Below are 22800 nucleotides of genomic sequence, written 5' to 3'. Positions count from 1 at the left end.
GGCCGGGGACGGGCTCGGGCGGGCGATGGGTCAGGCGGGCCGGCGGGTGAACACGTGTGCGCCCTTCTCCGCCTGTTCCTCGGTGCGGTGCAGGCGGTGTTCGGCGATCCAGCGGTCGCCGAGGGCGCGCTCGTCGGGCCGGTCCGCGTCGTCCAGGACGATGACGGCGTCGTCGGTGCAGTGCGGCAGCAGGGCGGGGACCGCCGGGTACCTGGCCTGCGCACCGGTGGCCTGCGGCGGGCCGTCGACGAACAGCAGGCCGATGCGCTTCAGGTCGCCCAGGCGGGAGAGGTCGTACCAGAGCGGGGCGGATCCCACCGGCACCTCCGGTTCGGCCCCGGCCAGATCGGGCTTGACCTCGGTGAGCGGGGCGTGCCGGACCTCGACGACGTCGTCGAGCCCGTGCGCGGCGATCAGGTCGCGGCTGAGTTCGGCGTAGCGGGCCTCGTGCTCGATCGCGACGAGTCGGCCGGTGCCCGCGCGGCGCAGCGCGTAGCCGATCCACACGCTGGAGGCGCCGCTGCCGCACTCCACCACCAGCTCGGGGCAGTGGCGGTCGATCAGTTTCACGAGCAGGCGCAGCACGTCCGGGGAGGCGGCCCAACCGCGCAGCGGCGGCATGAACGGGGCCACGTCCAGGTATTCGCGCAGTTCGGCCCAGGCCACCTGCTGCTCGTAGTCGTGGCGGCCCTGCACGGTGACGGTCCGCTGGATCTCCCGGCTGGCCCTGGGCAGGGCGTGGTCCTGAAGACGGGTGATGCGCTCGCGCACCTCGTCCAGGGAACCGGTGATCTCCAACCGGTCCTGACCGAGTACCTCGGTCACCCTGCGGGTGTGGCCGTTGACGCTGGTGGCCAGGGCGCTCACCGAGCGGCGGAGCAGCCACAGCCCGGCGCCGAGCGCGCACACGATCGCGCCGAGCAGCAGCACGGCGGTGGCGATCACGGCCTCTGCCCAGCTCAGCACGGCCAGAACACCCAACACCGTCGGGAGGGCCAGGGCGGCCAGGCCGAGGACCGCACCGACGGCCAGGAGAGGTTTGGCTCTGCGGCGGAGAGAGGGCAAGGGAGACCTCCACGGGGTTGCGTGGCAGCGGGTTCGGGGGGCAGTGCGTTCGGGGGGCAGTGCGTTCGAGGTTCGAGGGGTAGGCCCGGAGATTGCGCGAGAAACTCCCGGTCGCTTTCGACACTAACTCCTCAAAGCAACCGCGGAGCCTTTCGCTGTCGAAATCGAAACCCGTGCGGGGATCAATTCCCCCGGCGTTCACCGGGGCGTCATTCACCGGTCGGTATTTCGGTGACCGGAGAATTCAGCAGACCTCCGCCGGCTCACCATCCGGTGGCCGCCACCAGCGCTTCCTCCATCACCGGGCCGAGAGTGCTCGCGTAGGTCGCGGTGACGTGCGAGTGATCCCAGTAGACGAGGATGTTGCCGACCACCGCGTTGCAGGCACCTCCGGGGCACACGTGTTCGGTGAGGTCCATGAGGGTGACGTTGGGCGGCAGGTCGATCCGCGTGGCCGGGTCCACGTCCTCCTGGCTGGCCGAGACCGCGGACACGCACTGGTCGACCGGGCCCGCCTCCAGGCATTCGGCCCCCTTGTAGGGCAGCCGGGGCAGGTCGCGCAGGCCGATCACCTCGATGTCCAGCCCGTCCAGCCGCTCCCAGACGCCCAGGAAGCCGTCGTGGACGGTCTCCCCGTTGAGGGTGGAGCGGGTGGAGGAGGTCAGGACCGCGCCGGGGCGCAGATCCTCCACCTCGGCCAGCGCCTTGGCCTTCCACACCTCGCACTCGTCGAAGACCGCGCCGTCGCGGTAGGCGGTTTCGGTGCTGAACTGGCAGCCGCTCTTGGTGAAGGAGACCAGCCGCCACCCCTGGGCCTGGGCCGCGGCCGCCACGGCCGGATACCAGTGGGCCGCGCGCGAGGCCCCGACCAGGGCGAGCGTGTGCTCGGCGTCGGCGGGGCCGACGTCGCACACGACCAGTTCCTCCGAGTCGAGGTTGACGTGGCAGCCCTCCTGGTGGTGCCAGGACAGGTCCTGCTTGGCATCGGCCGGGTCCGGGCGGACCGGGACGTCGGGCAGCGCCGCGAACAGGTCGGGGTCGGAAACCACCTGGGCCCCCGGGTAGCTCTCGGGCGCGGCCAGCTCCAGGGAGCGCTCGGCCCGCTGCTGCTCCAGACGGCCGTTCCACAGCAGCGAGGCGGCCAGGACCGGGACGATCAGCGACGCGGCGATGCCCAGTGCCCAGCCGGGGGTGCGGCGGCGGGCCGGTTCGGTGAAGCGGTCCAGGCCGCCCTCCATCAGGCGGTGGGTGATCCAGGCCAGGCCCAGGGACAGCCCCAGCACTCCCAGGCCGCCGAGCGGACTGGCCAGGGTCCGGCCGGTGATCTCCAGGTAGACGACCAGGATCGGCCAGTGCCACAGGTAGAGGGCGTAGGACAGCTTGCCGATGTCGGCGAGGGGCTTCCAGGTGAGCAGGCGGTCCGCGCCGTAGCGGCTGCCGGTGGTCCCGGCCAGGATCACCAGAGCGGCCGCGCCGGTCGGCCACAGCGCGATGTAGCCGGGGAAGAGCGTGGAGACCGAGAGCAGCACCCCGCACGAGACCAGGGCGGCCAGTCCGAACCAGCCCAGGAGGACCCTCAGCCGCACCGGCAGGCGCACCCGGTGGATGACCAGGGCCAGGATCGCGCCCAGCGCCAGCTCCCACAGGCGGGCGCCGGTGTCGAAGTAGGCCCAGGCCTGGTCCCGGGCGGTGATGGACACCGAGTAGCTCAGGGAGAGGACGAACACGGCGGTGACCGCGGCCAGGACCGTCACCCGCAGGGGAAGCCGGACCCGGATGGCCACCAGCGCCGCCAGGGCGATCAGCACGGGCCACAACAGGTAGAACTGCCCCTGGATGGACAGTGACCAGAAGTGCTGAACCGGGCTGGCGGCGGCCTCCCTGGCCAGGTAGTCCACCGCGTTGTCGGCCAGGACCCAGTTCTCGTAGTAGAGCGCGGCGGCACGCACCTCGCCCAGGATGTCCGGCCAGCGTGAGCGGGGCAGCCACAGGTACATGGCGGCCATCGTCGCGGTCAGGACCACCGCCACGGCGGGCACGAGCCGCCGGGCCAGCCGGGTCCAGAAGGCGACGAAGCGGATCCGGCCCTCCCGTTCCACGCTCCGGACCAGGGATCCGGTGATCAGGAAGCCGGTGAGCATGAGGAAGACGTCGACACCGCCGGAGACCCGGCCGAACCAGATGTGGTAGACGGCCACGAGCAGGACGGCGACGGCGCGCAGCCCTTCGAGCTCGGGCCGGAACCGGCCTCCGCCGCCCCGGTCGCGCACGCTGTCGGGGACGGACGGAACAGTGGTCGACCGGTCGTCGGGGGTCTTCGGGGTGGAGTTGCGCATGAGCGGCGGCGGCCTCGGAGAGTTGGGGAGAATTTTTACCGAATGAGGCGTATGAACGGGTTCCTTAACTCGAATTCGGCGATGCATTATCGCCACCGCCGATGCCCAACCGGTGAATTGCGAACCAACGTCCGAACAACGTTCTCCAGCACCCCGGGCGATCATTCAGGGGTCCGCCGTTCGGCCCGGCCAGGCTAGGACCGAAGGTGGCGGGAGACGGGTGACCGGCGGGCCTTCGGGAGTTTCATGACAAAGGGTGAGGATTAGCGGGGCGGAGTCCGGGAAGGGTGGGAAGAGGTCAGAGAGCCCAGGGGGCACGTCGGCCCCACGGGCCACGGACCCGAGGGTCCCCGGCCCGTGACACAGGGCCAGGATCCGTTGGCGCCCCATCGGCCGTTTATTCCCGGGAACGGGTGTCAGCGGCCTGACATCGGGCCGATCCCCACCTGGCTGATAGCTTTCTGCCTAGAGCGATCCCATCGCTGTAAGCCCGACGAACCTAGTCATTGGAAAGGTGCGTCAGAGATGTCTGCGCCGTATTCGCTTCCCGAGCTGCCCTACGACTACGCGGCCCTTGAGCCGTGGATCTCCGGTCAGATCATGGAGCTGCACCACGACAAGCACCACGCCGCCTACGTCGCCGGGGCCAACGGTGCGCTGGAGAAGCTGGCCGCCGCCCGCGAGGCCGACGACTTCAGCACCATCACGATGCTCGAGAAGAACCTCGCGTTCCACCTCGGCGGCCACGTCAACCACTCCGTCTTCTGGAAGAACCTCTCCCCGGAGGGTGGCGACAAGCCCGAGGGCGAGCTCGCGGCCGCCATCGACGACCAGTTCGGTTCGTTCGATGCCTTCCGCGCGCACTTCAACGCCGCGGCCACCAGCCTGCAGGGGTCGGGCTGGGCGATCCTGGCCTGGGACGCCCTGGGTCAGCGCCTGATCATCGAGCAGCTGTACGACCAGCAGGCCAACATCGCCATCGGCACGCAGCCGCTGCTGATGCTGGACATGTGGGAGCACGCCTTCTACCTCCAGTACAAGAACGTCAAGGGCGAGTACGTCAAGGCGTTCTGGAACGTGGTCAACTGGGCCGACGTCCAGCAGCGTTTCGCCGAGGCCCAGAAGGTCAAGATCGGCTAGTAGTACCCACCCGGCCGAGCACCGGGAACGGCGGAGGGCGGCACCACCTCACGTGGCGCCGCCCTCCTCTCGTCTCCCGCCCCTCACCGGGGATCAGACGACCAGGACGTCCGGGTGGCTCTCCACCGGGCCGTGCCGGCCCAGTTCGCGCCAGGCCCTGGCCAGCCGCCAGACCAGCTCCTCACGGGTGGCGCGGTCGAAGGCGAACGGCAGCCGGAAGTACTCCCCGTGGTCGCCGTCGGTGGTGGCCGACATCGCGGATCCGGGCACCAGTTCCACATCGTGACAGAGCGCGACCTGCGCGAAGGCGCGGGCGCTGGCCCCGGGCAGGCGGATCCACAGGGCCGCGCCGCCCTCGGGAGTCCGCCACTCCCAGTCGGGCAGGTCCCTGCGCAGCAACTGCTCCATGTGCTCCAGCGCCTCCCGCAGCTCCGCCGAACGATGCCGGGCGAGCTGGTCGTAGCCGTTGAGCAGCCGCACGGCGACCGCCTGGTCCAGCAGAGGGCTGGCCAGGTCGGCGAGGACCTTGCGGCGGCTGAGCCGGAGCGCCATCTCCGCGGGGGCGCGCAGCCACCCCAGGCGCAGTCCCGCCCAGCCGACCTTGGACAGTGAGTCGACGGTGATGACCTCGGCACCGCGCGGGGCGTACGCGGCCAGCGGCGGGGGCTCCTCGTCAGCCCGGATGCCCGTGTAGGCACTGTCCTCCAGGACCGGCACCCCGTGTCGGGCCGACAGCTCGCCCAGCTCCCGGCGCCGGGCCGCGGACATCAGCGTGCCGGTCGGGTTGTGGTACGAGGGCATCACGTAGATCAGGTGCGGGTGGAGCTCGGCGATGGCGCGGCGGACCCCGTTGACGTCGATGCCCTGCGCGTCCAACGGAACCGGATGGATCTCGGCGCCGCGGTCGCGGAACAGGTCCAGGCAGCCGGCGAAGCTCGGGTCCTCGGCCACCACGGGAGAGCCCGGGCGCAGGTAGAGCTGGGCGACCAGGGCGACCGCCTGGTGGGCGCCGGTGGTGACCACGATCTGGTCCGGGTGGGTGGGCAGCCCCTGACGTTCGTAGAAGTGCGTGATCGCCTCGCGCAGAGCGGGCAGACCGCGCGGGTGGTAGGTGCCCTCGGCCATCAGGGCTGGCAGGTCCTCGGCCACGACCTCCCGGATGGCCTGCTCGACCCCGGACAGGGCGGGGGTGCGCAGGCAGGCGGTGGAGATGACGCTGTCGTCCGTATGGAGGAGGTTGCGGTACATGGGGTTGCCGTTGCCGTTGGCGCTCCACCCGTCCGAGCGGACCGGGGCCCTGGTGCTGCACACCCGGGTTCCGCTGCCCTGACGGCTCTCCAGGACGCCTTCGTCGCGCAGGTGATCGTAGGCGGAGACCACGGTGGTGCGGCTGATCCGCAAGGCGGCCGCGAGGTTGCGCTCGGAGGGCAGGCGTTCCCCCGGGACCAGGGTGCCCTGATCGACCAGCCCGCGCAGGGATCCAGCCAGCCGCCGGTAGAGGGCCCCGCTGCCGGTGGACCAGGCCCCGAGTACGTCCACGAGCTCGTCGGTACGTCGAACAGGGTCCATTTGTGGCTCCATTGGATCTACTCACCGCCGCCTTGGACTCCGATACTGGCACTAGGCCAACCCAGACCACCAGAGCCAAAGTGGACTCTTTACCAGGGTCCAATCACATCGGGAGTTCCCATGCGTTCCCACCTTCCCCGCCGCACCGACCGCCACGTCAACACGCGCACGAAGGCGACGCGGAGCCGCTGCACCGCTTCGGAACCGGCCCGTACCGCGCACTGGACGGTCCTGGTCGAGGCCCGAACGATCACCGGCAACCGCGAGCACCTGCGGCCCCTGGTCGCGGCGCTCCGGGCACAGGCCGAGGACCACTTGGGCCACCTGGGCGAGGTCCACTTCACCGACGAGGGCGACCGGATCCGTTTGGTGAGCCGGTGGCGTTCCCCCGCCGACCTGCGTTCCTTCGTGGAGCGGACCCACCGGGAGCTCCTCGTCTACCGCGCGGAAGCCGGTCGTTTCCCCACGGTGGAGCGGACCCTGTGGTGGTCCACCACCGGAACCGGGGTGAGCGCGGCCGAGGTCGAGGAGCGCACCGAGCTCCTGCGCACCCGCGGCCCCAGCCCCCGCGCCTTCACCCTGGCCTCCCCGGTCCCGGCCCCGGTCGGTTGAGGGTTCAGCGCCCGTCAGAGCCGGGCCCGGGCGCAAGGGCGGCGACCTCCAGAGCCAGTTCCCGGGCCTTGAGCAGCGCCGAAAGTGAGGCGTCCAGGTGCGGTCGGGCCGCCTTCGCCTCCACCGCGGCCCGAGCCCGCTCGGCGGCCCGCTCACTGCGCTCCCCCACCGCCGGGGTGGTGTCCAGGGTGTACCGCGACCGGGCCTGGTGCAGGATGCTCTGGGCCAGCGCCCACTCCGCGTCCGCCAGAACCACCCGGTTGCGGGCCCCGTCCAGCAGCAGCCCCTGTTCCTGGAGGGAGGACCCGAGCACGGCGTCCACCGCCCGCTGCACCCGCCCGAGTATGCCCCGCCCCTCAGGATGCGGGGTCTCCCGAGACAGAGCGGCTTCGGCGTGGCCACCGGGAGGATTCGTCACGATTCGCCACCCTGGCGAACGATCCCGTCGGTATCCCGGTCGTCACTGAAGGCCGCGATCTCCAAAGCCAGCTCCTGGGCCTGAATCAACGCGGACAGCGACTCATCGTTCTGCGGCCGGACCGCCCCGACCTGCTCGGCCTGATCGGCGATAGCGTCGAGCTCGGCCGCCAACTCCCGGTCACGCACCTCAAGTTCAGCCGCGCGCACCCGGTCAGCGTAGGACTCCAGGGTTCGGATCCTCGACTCCACCCGAGCCGCTTCCTTAGCCAGAGCGGCCCGAGCACGCTCGGCTGCCTGCCGACTGCGTTCACCAACCGCCGGGGCACTGTCGATCCGCTGCCGGGTCTGCGCCTGCTCGTACAGGTCCCGGGCAATCCACCACTCCGTGTCGACCAGAACCACCCGGTTACGGATCTCGTCCAGCAGCAAGCCCTCGCGGTGAAGTGAAGAGTCCAGCACCGTGTCAACCGCCGCCTGGGCCCGGCCGAGCATGCCCTTGGCTTCCCGATCGAGCATCTCACCGGTGGTATACAGCCCTTTGTAGTCCTCGATGACGTGGAAGGGGTTGTTTCTCAGCTGTGTCACAGCTATACCGAGTTCACGCCGGTACCACAGGTACCGCTGTCCCACAGCGACCCAACAAAAAATGCCAGCGACGATCCCCAGCATGATGTCCCACGCCAGAAAGCCAAGGACGATAACGACCACACCCACTCCGATTGCCAGCTGCATTCTCGGGCTGCCGAAGTACTCCTTGGGCAACCGGGTGGGGACCAGGTCTTTCTGTTCCCCCTGCCTGATCGCCCATTGGAGGCGTTGCGCCTGATTTGTGGAGACATCAGGATGCACGGTCACGCGCCGGGGCGGCACACCCTTCTGAGGCCGGATCTCGGATTTCTTCTCGATCTCGTCGGAGGAGGCCTCAGCCGGATCCACCGTGGGAGGGGCCTCTGAATCCCCCTTCTCCGTGTCGAGCTCCAGGGCGTCCATAACCTCCAGGCCCGCAGCCGTCACGAACCACGGGCCCTGGGGTGAGAGGGTCACCAGGCCCCGTCGTTCAAGCGCCTGGGCCGTCTCCAGCGCGACATCGATGTCCAGGCAACTCCAAGCACGGTCACCCGTTGCGGTCAGGGTGTTGCCCATGGCATTCACCATGGCCCGTGACAGCTCGATCTCCCCACCGTTGGACAGGGTCAACCGCATGACGCCACACTCACTCTTCTCGAACCCCGGCACCGGCCACTCAGCTTATACAGCGCCCGTTCGGCCACGATGGGTGTCCCCTGTGGGCTGGGGACACCCGGCCAGGAGTCTGACTTCCTGGCCGACCGTCGAGGTACGGCCTTCCCCTGGAAGTCAACTGCTGCAGGCGGGGGAAGTGCCTGCTGACAGCTCCCCTCAGGCGGAGACCGGGCCCGGGGTGGGGGCCAGCGGGGCGCCCATGGCGTGGTAGCCGCCGTCCACGTGCATGACCGTTCCGGTGACGGCGCGGGCGGCGGGCGACATCAGGAAGAGGGCCGGGCCCGCCACCACGGTGGTGTCCTTGGTGTCCCAGCCCAGCGGGGAGTTGTCGGCCCAGGAGTCGGCGATCTGGGAGAAACCCGGGATGGAGCCGCCCGCGAGGGACTTGATCGGGCCCGCGGAGATGGTGTTCACCCGGATGCCGTCCGGGCCCAGGTCGCGGGCGAGGTAGCGGGCGGAGTTCTCCAGGACGGCCTTGGCCGAGCCCATCCAGTCGTAGACCGGCCAGGCGACGCTGGCGTCGAAGGTCAGGGAGACCACGCCCGCGCCCTCGGGGGCCTTGGCGAGCAGGTCGCGCATGCCCACGGTCAGGGCGGCCAGCGAGTAGCCGGAGATGTGGATCGCCTTGGCGACGTCCTCCCACTCGGTGTTGAGGAAGTTGCCGCCCAGGGCCGACTCCGGGGCGTAGGCGATGGCGTGCAGCAGACCGTCCACGTGGTCCCAGTGCTCGCTGATCTCCTTGGCGGTGGCAGCGATCTGTTCGGGGTCGGTGACGTCCATGGGCAGGACGGCGACCGGCTCCTTGGGCAGCCGCTTGGCGATGCGCTCGCAGATGGAGAAGGCGCGGCCGGGCGGGTTGGTCAGGATCACCTCGTGCCCCTGGTTCATGGCCTCCTCCGCGATCGCGTAGGCGATGGAGGACTGCGTGGTGATGCCGGTGATGAGCAGGTTCAAGGGGCTCCCCTGGTGGGCGGTGTTCGGGCTGGCAGTGGCAACGTATCGGCGCCGGGCGGGGTCCGTCTGCCGTGGAACGGCACAAAGAATTCAGCATGTGCTTTGAAGAGGTCCGCCAGCAGGAGAAGGTTCCCGCCGGTTTCCGGGAAAAACGGGCCGGGACGCGATGGGGTCCCGGCCCGCTCCGTGCTCAGACTCCGTCGGGGGGGCTCCCACGTGCCGCCGAGCCCCGCACCCAGGGAGCGGCGGGCCGCTTCGGTGAAGGCCGGCGGCTCCAGCTCACCCATCCCCTCGGCCAGGACGCCCGCGAGCGGTCCGGCACCCATGTCGGGCAGGTCGAGGAGGTTGCAGCGCATCGCCAGGTCCGCTTCCCCGGCCTCGCGCGGCCAGGAGCCCACCACGACCCCGGCGGGGACCAACCCGCGCGAGTGCAGGGCTTCGGCGGTCAGGGCGGTCGCGTTGAGGGTGCCCAGCCGGGGGTCGGCGACCACCAGCACCGGCGCGGACAGCAGTTCCGCGACGTCGGCGAGGGTCTCCCCGGCCGCGTTCAGCCGGACCAGCAGCCCTCCGGCGCCCTCCACCAGCACCAGGTCGTGTTCGCGGGCCAGGTCGAGGGCGCGGTCGGTGATCTCCCAGGCCGCCGGTCCCTCACCGCCGACCCGGGCGGCGGCCCGTGCCGGGGCGAGGGGGTCGGGGTAACGGACGGTCTCGGCGGTGGTCGCGCTCGGGACCAGGCGGGCGACGGCCTGTGCGTCGCCCTCCTCCCCCGGGCCCACCCCGGTCTGGGCGGCCTTGAGCACCGCCACCCGCCGCCCCCGGGCCGCGGCCAGCGCGGCGACGGCGGCCGTGGCCACGGTCTTGCCCACCTCGGTGCCGGTACCGGTCACCACGAGCACGTCCGTCACAGCTCCCCTTCCGGCCCCGGCTCCTCAGCCAGGGTCGCCTCGGTGGCCGCCAGCATCCCCTCGGCGATCCGGGCGACCTCCGTCTCGGAACACACGTAGGGCGGCATCGCGTACACGTGTTCCCGGAACGGCCGCAGCCACACCCCCGCTCCGATCGCCGCGCGGGTGGCCGCGCGCATACGCACCGGCCGGTCCAGTTCGACCACCCCGATGGCTCCGAGCACCCGTACCTCCCGCACGCCCGGCAGCTGCCGCGCCGGGGCCAGGCCCTTGCGCAGCCCCGCCTCGATCCGGGCCACGTCCCCCCGCCAGTCGCCCTCGGTGAGCAGTTCCACCGAGGCCAGGGCGGTGGCGCAGGCCAGCGGGTTTCCCATGAACGTGGGCCCGTGCGCGAGGACCGGGACCTCCCCCTCCGCGATCCCCCGGGCCACCCGCGCGGTGCACAGGGTAGCGGCCAGGGTCATGTACCCGCCGGTGAGCGCCTTGCCCACGCACAGCACGTCGGGGACGACCCCGGCGTGGTCGGCGGCGAACATCTCGCCGGTGCGGCCGAATCCGGTGGCGATCTCGTCGAAGACCAGCAGGATCCCGTGCTCGTCAGCGATCCGGCGCAGCTCCCGCAGGTAGCCGGGGTGGTGGAAGCGCATGCCGCCCGCACCCTGGACGACGGGTTCGACGATGATCCCGGCCAGTTCCCCGGCGTGTTCACGGGCCAGCTCAGCGAACTCCGCCAGGTAGGCGGGGTCGGGCGCGTCGTCGAACCCGGCGGGCGGTGCGGGCGCGTACACCTGGCCGGGCAGGACGTCGCCCCACAGCGAGTGCATGCCGCCTTCGGGGTCGCACACGCTCATCGCGTGGAAGGTGTCGCCGTGGTAGCCGCCCCGCCAGGTGAGGAAGCGGCGGCGGCCCGGGTTGCCGGTGGAGCGGTGGTACTGGAGGCACATCTTCATGGCCACCTCCACCGACACCGACCCCGAGTCGGCGAGGAAGACGTGTTCGAGACCGTCGGGGGTGATCTCCACGAGGGCCTCGGCCAGCGCGGCGGCGGGCGCGTGGGTGAGCCCGCCGAACATCACGTGGCTGAACCGGTCCACCTGGGCGTGCACGGCCGCGTCCAGGCGGGGGTGGCGGTAGCCGTGGATCGCCGACCACCAGGAGGACATGCCGTCGATCACGCGGTGGTGCTCGCCGTCCGACCACAGATCCAGGTGGACGCCTTCGGCCCCGGTCACCACGTAGGGGGTCTCAGCTGCGGGGACGGTGGTGTAGGGGTGCCACAGGTGCGCGCTGTCGGCGGCTCGAACCTGTGCGGGATGGGCCGTCTCGGTGCTGGTTCGCGACATGGTCCCCCATTCTTCCCCGCGCGCGAGCTCTGGCGCCCCCTACGAGTGAGCCAGGAATCCCCGCCGAATCTTTGTGGGCTTCCACTGGTGACTGCGCGCTCACGGACCGGCAGAGTCGTACATGCCTCCCTGGCACAACAAGGGACGGGCCGCCCCAGCGGGCTTGGCCGCTGCTGGGTCGGCCCGCCAGGGGTCTCTCCCCTGCGCGGTGACACCCGGTACCTTTACCTCGCGCACAAGTTTTCTGCCGTATCTCCCTTGAACTCGTCTGGCCCCGCGACCGGGTCGCCCCGAGCGCCCGGAGACGCGCCACCGAACTTTCCGAGGAGCTCTCACCCGCATGGAACGCCTCGACACCGGTACCCGCACCGCACGCCGTCCCTGGACCCTGCGCGCCACCCGCCCCGAGCCGGAGCCGCTGCCCGAGGGCCACCCCCTGGACTGGCTGGACCGGGCCGCCGAGGGCCGGGCCCGCGCCGGACTGACCCGCCGCACCGTGCCCCGCTCCCCCTCCGACGACCTCCTGGACCTGGCCGGAAACGACTACCTGGGACTCATGCGCCACCCCGCCGTGGTGGCGGCAGCCGCCGAGGCCGCCCACACCTGGGGCGCTGGCGCCGGGGGTTCGCGGCTGGTCACCGGGGACACCGAGCTGCACGGTGAGCTGGAGCGCGAACTGGCCGAGTTCCACGGCTCGGAGGCCGCCCTGGTGTTCTCCTCCGGGTACACGGCCAACCTGGCGATGGTGACGGCGCTGGTCACCCCGGCCGCCGAGGATGTCGAACCGCCCCTGGTGGTGTGCGACCAGTACAACCACGCCTCCCTGATCGACGCCACCCGGCTGGCCAAGGCCGCCGGTGCCCGGGTCGCGGTGTTCCGCCACGGCGACGCCGAGCACGCCGCCGAACTCCTGCGCGGAGGCCCGGGACGGCGGCTGCTGCTCAGCGACACCGTGTTCTCGGTGGACGGCGATCTCACCGACATCCGCTCCCTGGCCGGGGCCGCGCGCACCCACCGCGCGGCGCTGCTGCTGGACGACGCCCACGGGCTCGGGGTGGTGGGGCCGGGCGGGCGCGGCGCCGTGGGGGGTACCCCGCTGGGCGGCGCCGACGACGTGGTGGTGTCGGTGACCCTGTCCAAGTCGCTCGGTTCCCAGGGCGGCGCGATCCTGGGTTCGCGGCGGGTGATTCGGCACCTGGTGGAGACGGCGCGTACGTTCGTCTTCGACACCGGACTGGCCCCGGCGGCCGCGGGGGCGGCGCTGGCGGCCCTGCGGGTGCTGCGCGCCGAACCCGAGCGGGCCGAGGCGGTGCGGTCCCGGGCCCGCGAGCTGTCCGAAGGGCTTCGCGAGCGGGGGCTGGATACCAGCGATCCGGACGCCGCGGTGGTGTCGGTGCTGGCACCCTCGCCCGAAGAAGCGCTGGCCTGGCGCGCGGCTTGTGGGAAGGACGGGGTCCGGGTGGGCTGCTTCCGTCCGCCGTCGGTCCCGGACGGCCGTTCCCGGCTGCGCCTGACCGCCCGCGCCACGCTGGACAACACCGATATCCGCCGTGTTCTCGACGTCATCACGACAAACCGCCCCGGGTAGTCTGACGGGTGGACCAGGGTGTGTCGGACGAACACACCTCGCACGCCCGCGGATCTGGGAGGCGGTAGGCGACCGTGTCAGCGCGTGATGGTGACCCCCGCGAGCCCCAAGACCCTCAGGACCCTCAGGAGCAGGGTTCGGAGGGCGAGTCTCCGTCCCCCGGAACCGGCGCCACGGCGATCGGGAAGAAGGGGAAGAAGAAGTCCCCCAAGCGCCGCCGCCGTGCCCGCGTCACCCTGGTCACCGCGGCCGTCCTGGTCTTCGCACTGATGATCACCCTCGCCGTGCCCACAAGCCGCGACGCCCTCCTGCGCCTGTGGTGCGACACCACCGGCGGTGTGTGTCCCGCCGAACCCCTCCCCCCGATCACGGAGGAAGAGGAGGAGGACTGGCGGGTCCAGATGGAACCGGAGGAAGCCGCGCTGTGGGGCAACTACGTGGCGCTGGGCGATTCCTACTCCTCCGGCGACGGCGCGGGCGACTACGAGGAGGGCACCGCCGAACCCGGTGAGTGCTGGCGTTCCGAGCACGCCTACGCCAACCTCATCGAGCAGGAGTTCTCCTTCGAGGGTGCGCTGGGCTTCTACGCGTGCAGCGGCCACAAGGGCTCGGACATGCTCAGCCAGATCGGCACCCCCGAGTCCCAGCTCGAGCGGGTCACCGAGCACACCTCGCTGGTGACCGTCGGCATCGGCGGCAACGACCTCGGTTTCATCCCCGTCCTGCGCACCTGCATCGTGCGGATGCCGCTCCTGGAGCGGACCGCCTGCACGGACCAGGAGGACGAGGTAGACGAGAAGATGGACACCTTCGAGGAGACCCTCACCAAGGTGCTCACCGACATCCGCGACCGCGCACCGGACGCCCGCGTGCTGGTGCTGGGCTACCCCCGGCTCTTCCCCGAGGAACCGCCCGGCATGTACTACACGCTCTCCCAGGGCGACCAGCTGTGGCTGAACACCGTGGCCCAGCGGTTCAACGACCGTATCCGGGACACCGTCTACCAGGTGGACGGCGACATATACGGCACCCGCCAGGTCGGCAGCGTGGAGTTCGTCAACGTCTTCACCGCGCTGAAGGGTTACGAGGTCAGTGAGGACGACTCCTGGCTGAACGGCATCGTCCTCGGCCAGCTGGGTGAGGGCCTGCGGGTGGACCGGGCGAGCTTCCACCCCACCGCCCAGGGTCAGCGCTCCATCGCCGAGCGCGTGCGCCTGCAGATCGAGGAGGGCCCCGAACGTGTGCTGTTCACCTCCAGGGAGACCCTGGAGAGGGTCGACGCCGACGTACTGCACACCGAGCTCGGTGGCCCCCTGGACCCGGCCAACGTCGTGCCCGGCACCGAATCCGACGGGGACAGCGCCGACGACGAAAACGACGGTGAGGACGCTGACGAAGGCGACGACGAGGACGAAGGCACCGCCGACGCCGGATCCTAGGGCGGATGCCCCGCCTCGGCGATGAGTTCTCCCGGCCCGGAGAGTCAGTCCTGTTGTCAACCGATAGGAGGCACACATGACTCAACTGCTGAGGGTCCAGAACTTCAGCGTCTCCAGCGACGGGTTCGGCGCCGGCGAGGGCCAGAGTTTCGAAAGACCGTTCGGCGATGTCTCCCCGGAGAGGCTTTTCGCCTGGGCCGAGGCGACGGCGGGCTGGCCGAACCGCACCGACCCGGGAGGCAGCCGTGGGCTGGACGACTACTTCACCCGGGACTTCGCGCACAACATCGGCGCCGAGATCATGGGCCGCAACAAGTTCGGCCCCCAGCGCGGCCCCTGGAACGACCACGAATGGCTTGGCCCCTGGGGCGACGAACCCCCGTTCCACACTCCGGTATTCGTCCTGACCCACCACGAGCGCCCTTCGTTCACGCTCTCCGACACCACGTTCCACTTCGTCGGGGGCGGCCCGGCCGAGGTCCTGGATCAGGCGCGGAAAGCGGCACGGGGCAAGGACGTCCGGCTCGGCGGCGGGGTCGCCACCGTCCGGCAGTTCCTCGAAGCCGACCTGGTCGACACCCTGCATGTGGCGGTCGTACCGGAGAGGTTCGGGTCCGGGCTGCGGCTCTGGGAGTCACCCGACGAGCTGCTCGACCGATTTCACCTGGAGGTCGTGCCCAGCCCGAGCGGGGTGAGGCATCACCTGTTCTGGCGGAAGTGACCCGGAACTGGAAAACAGGCCCCGCCCGAATCGGATCCGGGCGGGGCCCCGTCGTCCCGCTATCGCCTGCATGCGGTGTTGCGCGCTACCGCTGCCGGGCCTTCTACCGTTTCTCGGCCTTGAGCTCGGCGATGACCTCGGCGAAGCGGTCCAGCCCCCAGTTGAGGTCCTCCTCGCTGATCACCAGCGGCGGGGACATCCGCACGGTCGACCCGTGCGTGTCCTTGACCAGGACCCCGTGCTCGGCCAGGCGCTTGCACAGCTCCTTGCCCGAAGCCAGTTCGGGGTCCACGTCCACCCCCGCCCACAGACCGATGCTGCGCGCCGACACCACCCCGTCGCCGACGAACTCGTCCAGCCTGCGCCGGAGCACCTCGCCCAGCTTGCGGGCGTTCTCCAGGTAGGGGCCCTCGGTCAGCATCCGGACGACCGTCGAACCCACCGCCCCGGCGAGCGGGTTGCCGCCGAAGGTGCTGCCGTGCTGGCCGGGCTGGATGACGCCGAGGATGTCCTCGTCCGCCACCATCGCCGAGACCGGCAGGATGCCGCCGCCCAGCGCCTTGCCGAACAGGTAGGCGTCCGGAACGACACCGGTGTGCTCGCAGGCCCGGATCGTGCCCGTGCGTCCCAGGCCCGACTGCACCTCGTCGGCGATGAACAGCACCCGGTTGGCGTCGCAGATCTCGCGGACCCGGGGCAGATAGTCCTCGGGCGGCACGATCACGCCCGCCTCGCCCTGCACCGGTTCGATGAGCACGGCCACCGTGGTGTGGTCGATGGCCTCCTCGATGGCCTTCGCGTCCCCGTAGGCCACCGAGCGGAAGCCCGGCGTGTAGGGACCGAAACCCGTCTTCGCCTCGCTGTCCGAGGAGAAGGAGATGATCGTGGTGGTGCGGCCGTGGAAGTTGGCCCCGGCCACGACGATGGTCGCCTGGTTCTCCTCGACGCCCTTGACCTCGTAGCCCCACTTACGGGCCACCTTGATGCCGGTCTCCACCGCCTCGGCGCCGGTGTTCATCGGCAGGACCTTCTGTTTGCCGACCATGTCGGCGAGAGCGCTCACCCACGGGCCGAACTGGTCGTTGTAGAAGGCCCGGCTGGTCAGCGTCACCCGGTCGAGCTGGGCGTGCGCGGCCGCGAGGAGGTCCGGGTTGTGGTGGCCGAAGTTCATGGCCGAGTACCCGGCCAGACAGTCGAGGTACTTCTTTCCCTCCACGTCGGTCACCCAGGCGCCACGGCCCTCGGCGATCACCACGGGCAGGGGTGAGTAGTTGTGTGCGGACCTCGACTGTGCGAGTTCGATGTGGTCCGCGCTGGAGAGTCCCTGTCCGCCGGGGTTTCCGACGGAGTCCTGCTGTCCCAGATTCTGGGTGGTCATCTAGCCGCTCCGATCACCATTGACCGATGTCAGACAGTAGATACCCACCGTGGAGCCCGGTAGAGCCCCCGCGGCGGGATCCCCAAGAGTTGAGCAGATGATCCGGTGAGCACACAAGGGGTGGCGGAGATCACCGCTCGGCGCCCGGGCCCGAAATCCACGCGTCACCCCGACCCGCACCCGCGCTGAGCGGGCACTGTCCGGCCGGTCCGCGGCAGGGGGTGACGGGGGGCGGTTACGCAGGTGACGCGGTACACAGCCCCTGCGGCGATCGAGGTCGTCCCTGAGGGGTACGTTCGCTCCTAACCAGCTACAGCCGCCGCGAGCCCGATGCGCCGAGGACGGCCGTTCACCATCGTCAGGGAGGTCATCAGACGTGCATCCTCACGCGTCCCCGGACACCCCCTTCTCCCTCGCCAACCTCATGGCGGCGGTGACCGACGCCGTCCCGGAGCGGATCGCGCTGGTCGCCGGTCCCCGGCGGCTCACCTACCGCGCCCTGAACGACCGTTCCACCCGGCTGGCCCGGCACCTGGTCTCGGCCGGTGTGCGCCCCGGCGAGAACGTGGCGATCCTGTCGTTCAACCGCGCCGAGTGGGTGGAGTCGTTCCTGGGTGTGCTGCGCGCGGGCGCGGTACCGGTGAACGTCAACTACCGGTACGTGGCGGGCGAGCTGCGGCACGTGCTCTCGGACTCGCACGCGGTGGCCCTGATCGCCGAGGACTCCCTGGCCACGACGGTGACGGCGGTCCTGCCCGATCTGCCCCGGCTGCGGCACGTGCTGCTGTTGGAGGACGGTTCGGAGCGCGACGCCTCGCTCGGCGGTGCGGACTACGAGGAGGCGCTCGCCGCGCAGGACACGGATGGTCCGGGCTCCGACGGAGTCGAGGAACCGGTGCGGCTCCCCGAGACCAGCGGCGAGGACCACTACCTGCTCTACACCGGCGGCACCACGGGCTACCCGAAGGGTGTGCTGTGGCGTCAGGCGGACATCTTCCGCGCCGCCGTGGAGCGGCGCGCCCCGGGCACCCCGCGCGCCCGGACCCCGCAGGAGGTGGCCGACCGCGCCGCCGCCTGCTTCCCGCAGCGGATGCTGGTGCTCGGCCCGCTGATGCACGCGGCCGGGCAGTGGAACGCACTGAGCATGCTGCTGTGCGGCAAGCGCGTCGTGCTGTCCACGGACCGCAGTTTCCGCCCGGACCGGGTGTTGGAACTGGTGCACCGGGAGGGTGTGCACGCGGTGCAGCTGGTGGGTGACGCGATGGCGCGCCCATTGGCCCGGCACCTGCTCACCGAGCCCGACCTGTGCCCCGAACTCACCTCGGTGCGCTCGGGTGGCACCCCGCTCACCCCGGCGGTGCGCGGACTGTGGCGGGCCTGGCGCGAGGACGTCGCCCTGGCCGACGCCTACGGGGGTTCGGAGACGGGCGTGTGCGGTTCGGCCACCGCCCCGGACACGAAGGACAGCGCCGCCGAGGAGCCCGTCACCACCTCCGCCGACCGGCGCAGCTTCACCATGGGCGGCAGCATCTCCGTGCTCGACGGCTCGCTGCGGCCGCTGCCGCCGGGTTCGGCCGAGGTCGGCCGGATCGCGCGCACCGGGCGGATCCCGCTGGGCTACTACAACGACCCGATCGCCACCGCGCGCACCTTCCCCACCGACCCCGAGGGGCGGCGCTGGGCGCTGTCCGGCGACTACGGCACGCGGGCCGCGGACGGCTCGATCGTGCTGCTCGGCCGGGGCAGCGTGGTGATCAACACCGCCGGGGAGAAGGTGTACCCCGAGGAGGTGGAGGCCGTCCTCAAGGCCCACCCGTCGGTCGAGGACGTGATCGTGGTGCCCTCTCCGGACGAGACGCTCGGCCAGCGGGTGACGGCGCTGGTGTCGCTGGCCCCGGAGGCCGCCCCGGACGAGGACGCGCTGCGGGCGCACTGCCGGATCCGTCTGGCCGGGTTCAAGGTGCCCCGGACCGTGCACTTCGTGGACCGGGTGCGGCGCACCGCGGTGGGCAAACAGGACTACCGGTGGGCCGCGTCGGTCGCCGGTGAGACCCCGGGGTCCCCGGCCTCCCCGCTGTCCGGTTCCGTCCGTAGCTGAGGCCTCCGGCCGGGTTTCTTTTTCGGACCAAGGACCCGACCCACCCATACCTGACCGAAACCCCGTTTTTTGGGGTGCTCAAACGCGTTTAGCTTCGTCGAGCGGCGCTAGACTTGGCGCTGCCCGGCCCGGGGCCTGACGGCTCTCCTCCCCCTCCACGCGGCCCGGGCGGCGAACATCGGCGCGGGCCCGGGCATCGGACCGGATGACGGTCGTCCTGGCGACCCGCGCACAACAGCACCCCTTTGACCGCCGGTCAGCCGTGGAAACGGGACCGGCGGCCCCATCAGGACGGAGGACGGCGCCCTCTCCCGGGACTCCCCGGGGCCGCGCCCGACAACATGGCCAAGTCAGTAGGCTCCTACATCTTCAACGCGGTGCGCGGCGGGGCCGTCGGCACCTCCGAGGCGCTGCCCGGTATCAGCGGCGGCACGGTCGCTCTGATCGTCGGCCTCTACGACAAGCTCATCGGCGGCGCGGGCCACGTGGTCAGCGGGATCAAGCGCTACGTCACCGACGTACCGCGGGGTCGCGGCAAGGACCGGGCCATGGAGCAGTTCCGCCAGGTGGACTGGTCGGTTCTGGTCCCCGCGCTCATCGGTATGGCCGTGGCCCTGGTGATGGCGCTCCTGCTCATCGCTCCGCTGGTCGAGGAGTACACCCAGTACGCCTACGCCGTCTTCTTCGGCCTCGTCCTCGCCTGCCTGTGGATCCCCTTCACCGGTGCGGGGCGCACCTGGCGCGCGGGACACTACCTGCTGGCTCTGGCCTTCGCCGCCCTGACCTTCTTCCTCACCGGCCTTCCCGGCGCCGACCTGCCCACCCACCCGGCCGTGGTCTTCCTGGTGGCCTCGGTGGCCATCTGCGCCCTGGTCCTGCCGGGCATGTCGGGTTCCTTCATCCTGCTGACCGTCGGCCTGTACACGCCGACCAAGGACGCGGTGGCGAGCCTGGACTTCGTCTACCTGGGTACCTTCGCCCTCGGCATGATCACGGGCCTGGCCGTCTTCGTGAAGATCCTCCAGTACCTGCTGGAGAACTTCCACCACATGACCCTGGTGGTCCTGACCGGACTGATGGCGGGGTCCCTGCGTGCCCTGTGGCCCTGGCAGAACGAGGAGCGGGAAATCCTCGCGCCCACCGACGTACCGGTGACGGTGACCCTGATGGTGGTCGGCTTCGCCGTCGTCGTCGCCGCGATCGTGTGGGAGCGGCACAAGCGGATCCAGCGCGAGGACGAGGTCGTGCCGCACAGCACCTCCGTCTAGGGAGGGCGCTTCGCCCCGGAAGACCGTCCGTTACAGTCGAAAACACCACAAACGAACACCGAGGCCGGGGCCGCGAGGCCCCGGCGGCGCGGGGTGCCGGAGAGAGTTCTCCCGGCTGAGAGCACACCCGTCGAACCTGCCCTAGTTCGTACTAGCGAAGGAACGCCAATGAGCGCGTACAACGTCGTGTCCATCGCCGGCAGCGACCCCAGCGGGGGCGCCGGCATCCAGGCCGACCTGAAGTCGTTCTCCGCGCACGGGGTCTTCGGGATGACCGTGGTGACGGCGTTGACCGCCCAGTCCACCCGCGGGGTCACCGGGGTGCACGGGGTTCCCGCCTCGTTCGTCACCGATCAGATGGACACCCTGTTCACCGACGCGACCGTGCACGCGGTCAAGGTGGGGATGCTGGCCACCTCCGAGGTCACCGAGGCGGTCGCGGCCGCCGTGGACCGCTACGAGCTGCCGAACGTGGTCGTGGACCCGGTGATGGTGGCCAAGAGCGGCGACCGGCTGCTACAGACCTCGGCGGTCGAGGCCCTGCGCACCGAGCTGGTGCCGCGCGCGGACCTGATCACCCCGAACCTGCCCGAGGCCGCCGACCTGCTCGGCACGGCCGAGGCCACCAGCCTCAAGGAGATGCGCGACCAGGCCGAACGCCTCCTGGAACTGGGCCCGCGCCGGGTCCTGTTGAAGGGCGGGCACCTGCCGGGTGAGGAGAGCGTGGACCTGCTGGTGGACGGGGAGTCGGAGCCGGTGGAGTTCCGCGCCGGGCGGGTGGACACCCGCAACACCCACGGCACCGGCTGCACCCTGTCCTCATCGATCGCCGCCCTGCTCCCGCAGCGACCGGACACGGTCACCGCGGTGGCGGACGCCAAGGCCTACCTCACCGAGGCCCTGCGCCGCGCGGAGGACATCGACGCGGGCGGCGGCCAGGGCCCCGTGCACCATTTCCACCTTTGGTGGTAGCAAGCACAGCCACCTTTGGTGGTAAAAAGCACAGTCACCAGTGCTGGTAGCAAAAGCAGCACGAGGGGGACCGGCCCGACCGGCCGGTCCCCCTCCTCATCCACCCCGTGAACGGACAGACGTGTGGCTCAACCCCGTACGTCGTCCATCATGACGTCCGGGTTCCGCCAGTCCGGATGTGCGAAGAACTTCCGGGTCTCGGCGGAGATGATCGGAGCCAGCAGGATCAGGCCGATCAGGTTCGGCAGGGCCATCAGACCGTTGGCGATGTCACTGAACAGCCAGACCGAGTCCAGAGTGGCCACCGAGCCGACGAAGATGACGCCGATGAACACCAGCCGGTAGGGCAGCACGAAGGTGCGGCCGCCCAGGAACTCCACACACCGCTCGCCGTAGTAGGCCCAGCCGAGCAGGGTGCTGAAGGCGAACACCGCGACGGACAACGCCACGATGTAGGCCCCGGCCGTGCCGAGCCCGGGGCTGATCGCGCCCAGTCCCTCGGTCATGGCCTGCGAGGTGAGCAGCGACCCGTCCTCGGGTTCCTCCACCTGCCACACCCCGGTGGTGATGATGACCAGGCAGGTCATGCTGACCACGATGATGGTGTCGATGAAGGTCTGGGTCATCGAGACCATGGCCTGACGGACCGGCTGGGTGGTCTTGGCCGCGGCGGCCGCGATACCGCCGGTGCCCAGGCCGGACTCGTTGGAGAAGATACCTCGGGCGAAGCCCATCTGGATGGCGAGCATGACACCCGCGCCCACGAAACCGCCGGTGGCCGAGGTTCCGGTGAAGGCGGACGCGAAGACCAGCTGGAAGGCGGGAAGCAGCGCGGCCCAGTTGGCGGCGAGCACGATCAGACAGATGCTGACGTAGCCGACGATCATGATCGGCACCAGGGCCGAGGTGACCCGACCGATGCTCTTGATGCCACCGAGGATGACGGCCCCGGCCAGCACCATCAGGATCAGGCCGATGATCCACGGGGCGACGCCGGTGACACTGTTCACCTGCTGGGCGACGGTGTTGGCCTGGGTGCCGTTACCGATGCCGAAGGCGGCGATGGCACCGAAGATCGCGAAGGAGACACCGAGGAAGGTCCCCAGGCCCCCCTTGATCCCGTACTTCAGGTAGTACATCGGACCGCCGCTCTGCTCGCCCTTGGCGTCAGTGCGGCGGTACTTCACGCCCAGCAGGGCCTCGCTGTACTTGGTGGCCATGCCGAAGATGCCGATGACCCACATCCAGAACAGCGCGCCGGGGCCGCCGATACCGATGGCCAGCGCGGCACCCGCGATGTTACCGACACCGACGGTGGCCGCGAGTGCGGTGCTCAGTGCCTGGTAGTGCGAGATGTCGCCCTCGACGGACGGGTCCTCCTTGCGGCGGACCAGAGCCAGCCACAGCGCGTGCGGCAGGCGGAAAAGCTGGAGGAGCCTGAGACGAATGGTGAGGTAGACGCCGACACCGAGCAGCAACGGAATGAGGACGAAGGGTCCCCAGATGATTCCGTTGAGGATGTCAGCCATCTCCAGGAGTTGGTCCACAGGGGATCTCCCTTTCGATGAGTGTGTGGGGCCGAGGAAGTCGTTGGAGAAACAGGGGAACCAACGTCCTCGGAATGACGTTGGCACTGGTAAAAGCCGCGCGATATCGGCAAAGAATGACACTGGTGCGTAACGAATGAATCACATGTGATCCACATGAACGTTGCGTCATGCAATGTTTTCTTCAGGGCGCACCGAACCGG

General features: G+C 70.3%; 17 protein-coding genes, 1 pseudogene and 1 riboswitch. Of the genes and pseudogenes, 8 read left to right on the top strand and 10 right to left on the bottom strand.

Going from position 1 to position 22800, the window contains the following annotated elements; all coding sequences use genetic code 11:
* Positions 1-30 precede the first annotated feature (30 nt).
* Both NE857_RS10135 and NE857_RS10130 read right to left on the bottom strand, forming a co-directional pair.
* Complete coding sequence (locus NE857_RS10135; protein ID WP_254420763.1) at positions 31-1065, bottom strand: class I SAM-dependent methyltransferase; 1035 nt, start codon at positions 1063-1065, stop codon at positions 31-33.
* Positions 1066-1328: 263 nt separating this feature from the next.
* The gene (locus NE857_RS10130) at positions 1329-3401 is read right to left on the bottom strand and encodes an acyltransferase family protein (protein WP_254420762.1); all 2073 of its coding nucleotides are present in this window, start codon (positions 3399-3401) and stop codon (positions 1329-1331) included.
* Positions 3402-3926: 525 nt separating this feature from the next.
* Between NE857_RS10130 and NE857_RS10125 the strand changes: the two genes are divergently transcribed.
* Entirely contained in the window at positions 3927-4541 is a 615-nt protein-coding gene (locus NE857_RS10125) for a superoxide dismutase (protein WP_017579511.1), read from the top strand.
* A 93-nt stretch (positions 4542-4634) separates the two neighbouring features.
* Here NE857_RS10125 and NE857_RS10120 read toward each other — a convergent pair whose 3' ends face one another.
* A complete protein-coding gene (locus tag NE857_RS10120) occupies positions 4635-6110 on the bottom strand; it encodes an aminotransferase-like domain-containing protein (protein ID WP_254420761.1) in 1476 nt (491 codons plus the stop codon).
* Between the two features lie 120 nt (positions 6111-6230).
* Here NE857_RS10120 and NE857_RS10115 point away from each other — a divergent pair, with 120 nt between their 5' ends.
* Positions 6231-6722: a DUF3291 domain-containing protein gene (locus tag NE857_RS10115; protein WP_254420760.1), complete on the top strand. Its 492-nt coding sequence runs from the start codon at positions 6231-6233 to the stop codon at positions 6720-6722.
* A 4-nt stretch (positions 6723-6726) separates the two neighbouring features.
* Here NE857_RS10115 and NE857_RS10110 read toward each other — a convergent pair whose 3' ends face one another.
* From NE857_RS10110 to NE857_RS10090, 5 genes and pseudogenes are all read right to left on the bottom strand, one after another.
* Positions 6727-7140 carry a hypothetical protein gene (locus NE857_RS10110; protein ID WP_254420759.1) on the bottom strand — a complete coding sequence of 138 codons (414 nt, stop codon included), beginning with the start codon at positions 7138-7140 and terminating at the stop codon, positions 6727-6729.
* On the bottom strand, positions 7137-8345 hold the full coding sequence (locus NE857_RS10105; protein WP_254420758.1) for a hypothetical protein: 1209 nt from the start codon (positions 8343-8345) through the stop codon (positions 7137-7139). The genes NE857_RS10110 and NE857_RS10105 overlap by 4 nt, the downstream gene beginning before the upstream one ends.
* A gap of 195 nt (positions 8346-8540) precedes the next feature.
* Positions 8541-9338: an enoyl-ACP reductase FabI gene (gene fabI / locus NE857_RS10100; protein ID WP_017579507.1), complete on the bottom strand. Its 798-nt coding sequence runs from the start codon at positions 9336-9338 to the stop codon at positions 8541-8543.
* A 197-nt stretch (positions 9339-9535) separates the two neighbouring features.
* Positions 9536-10243 (bottom strand): annotated as a pseudogene (gene bioD, locus NE857_RS10095) (dethiobiotin synthase); the annotation flags it as partial.
* Complete coding sequence (locus NE857_RS10090) at positions 10240-11586, bottom strand: adenosylmethionine--8-amino-7-oxononanoate transaminase (RefSeq protein ID WP_254420757.1); 1347 nt, start codon at positions 11584-11586, stop codon at positions 10240-10242. The gene NE857_RS10090 and the pseudogene bioD, both read right to left, overlap by 4 nt.
* Positions 11587-11926: 340 nt before the next feature.
* Between NE857_RS10090 and NE857_RS10085 the strand changes: the two genes are divergently transcribed.
* From NE857_RS10085 to NE857_RS10075, 3 genes are all read left to right on the top strand, one after another.
* Positions 11927-13174 carry an 8-amino-7-oxononanoate synthase gene (locus NE857_RS10085; RefSeq protein WP_254420756.1) on the top strand — a complete coding sequence of 416 codons (1248 nt, stop codon included), beginning with the start codon at positions 11927-11929 and terminating at the stop codon, positions 13172-13174.
* A 74-nt stretch (positions 13175-13248) separates the two neighbouring features.
* Positions 13249-14613, top strand: a complete 1365-nt coding sequence (locus NE857_RS10080; RefSeq protein ID WP_254420755.1) for an SGNH/GDSL hydrolase family protein — start codon at positions 13249-13251, stop codon at positions 14611-14613.
* 76 nt (positions 14614-14689) lie between these two features.
* Complete coding sequence (locus tag NE857_RS10075; protein ID WP_254420754.1) at positions 14690-15334, top strand: dihydrofolate reductase family protein; 645 nt, start codon at positions 14690-14692, stop codon at positions 15332-15334.
* A gap of 103 nt (positions 15335-15437) precedes the next feature.
* On the opposite strand, the gene rocD is transcribed toward NE857_RS10075, so the two are convergent.
* Positions 15438-16712 (bottom strand): ornithine--oxo-acid transaminase, encoded by a 1275-nt coding sequence (rocD, locus tag NE857_RS10070; protein WP_254420753.1) that lies wholly within the window; start codon positions 16710-16712, stop codon positions 15438-15440.
* A 376-nt stretch (positions 16713-17088) separates the two neighbouring features.
* On the opposite strand from rocD, the gene NE857_RS10065 reads away from it, so the two are divergent.
* The 3 genes from NE857_RS10065 (at position 17089) to thiD (ending at position 21050) form a co-directional block, all read left to right on the top strand.
* Positions 17089-18810 carry an acyl-CoA synthetase gene (locus tag NE857_RS10065; protein ID WP_254420752.1) on the top strand — a complete coding sequence of 574 codons (1722 nt, stop codon included), beginning with the start codon at positions 17089-17091 and terminating at the stop codon, positions 18808-18810.
* A gap of 341 nt (positions 18811-19151) precedes the next feature.
* Positions 19152-20078: a DUF368 domain-containing protein gene (locus tag NE857_RS10060; protein ID WP_254420751.1), complete on the top strand. Its 927-nt coding sequence runs from the start codon at positions 19152-19154 to the stop codon at positions 20076-20078.
* 79 nt (positions 20079-20157) lie between these two features.
* A riboswitch (TPP riboswitch) is annotated at positions 20158-20258 on the top strand.
* On the top strand, positions 20247-21050 hold the full coding sequence (gene thiD / locus NE857_RS10055) for a bifunctional hydroxymethylpyrimidine kinase/phosphomethylpyrimidine kinase (RefSeq protein WP_254420750.1): 804 nt from the start codon (positions 20247-20249) through the stop codon (positions 21048-21050). It overlaps the preceding riboswitch by 12 nt.
* 128 nt (positions 21051-21178) lie before the next feature.
* Here the strand turns inward: thiD and NE857_RS10050 are convergent, their stop codons facing one another.
* Positions 21179-22597 (bottom strand): alanine/glycine:cation symporter family protein, encoded by a 1419-nt coding sequence (locus NE857_RS10050; RefSeq protein WP_017579497.1) that lies wholly within the window; start codon positions 22595-22597, stop codon positions 21179-21181.
* Positions 22598-22800 lie beyond the last annotated feature (203 nt).

It is taken from the genome of Nocardiopsis exhalans (assembly GCF_024134545.1).
GTDB lineage: Bacteria > Actinomycetota > Actinomycetes > Streptosporangiales > Streptosporangiaceae > Nocardiopsis > Nocardiopsis exhalans.
The sequence above is the reverse complement of the archived record's forward strand: the minus strand, read 5'-3'. Positions and strand labels throughout refer to the sequence as shown.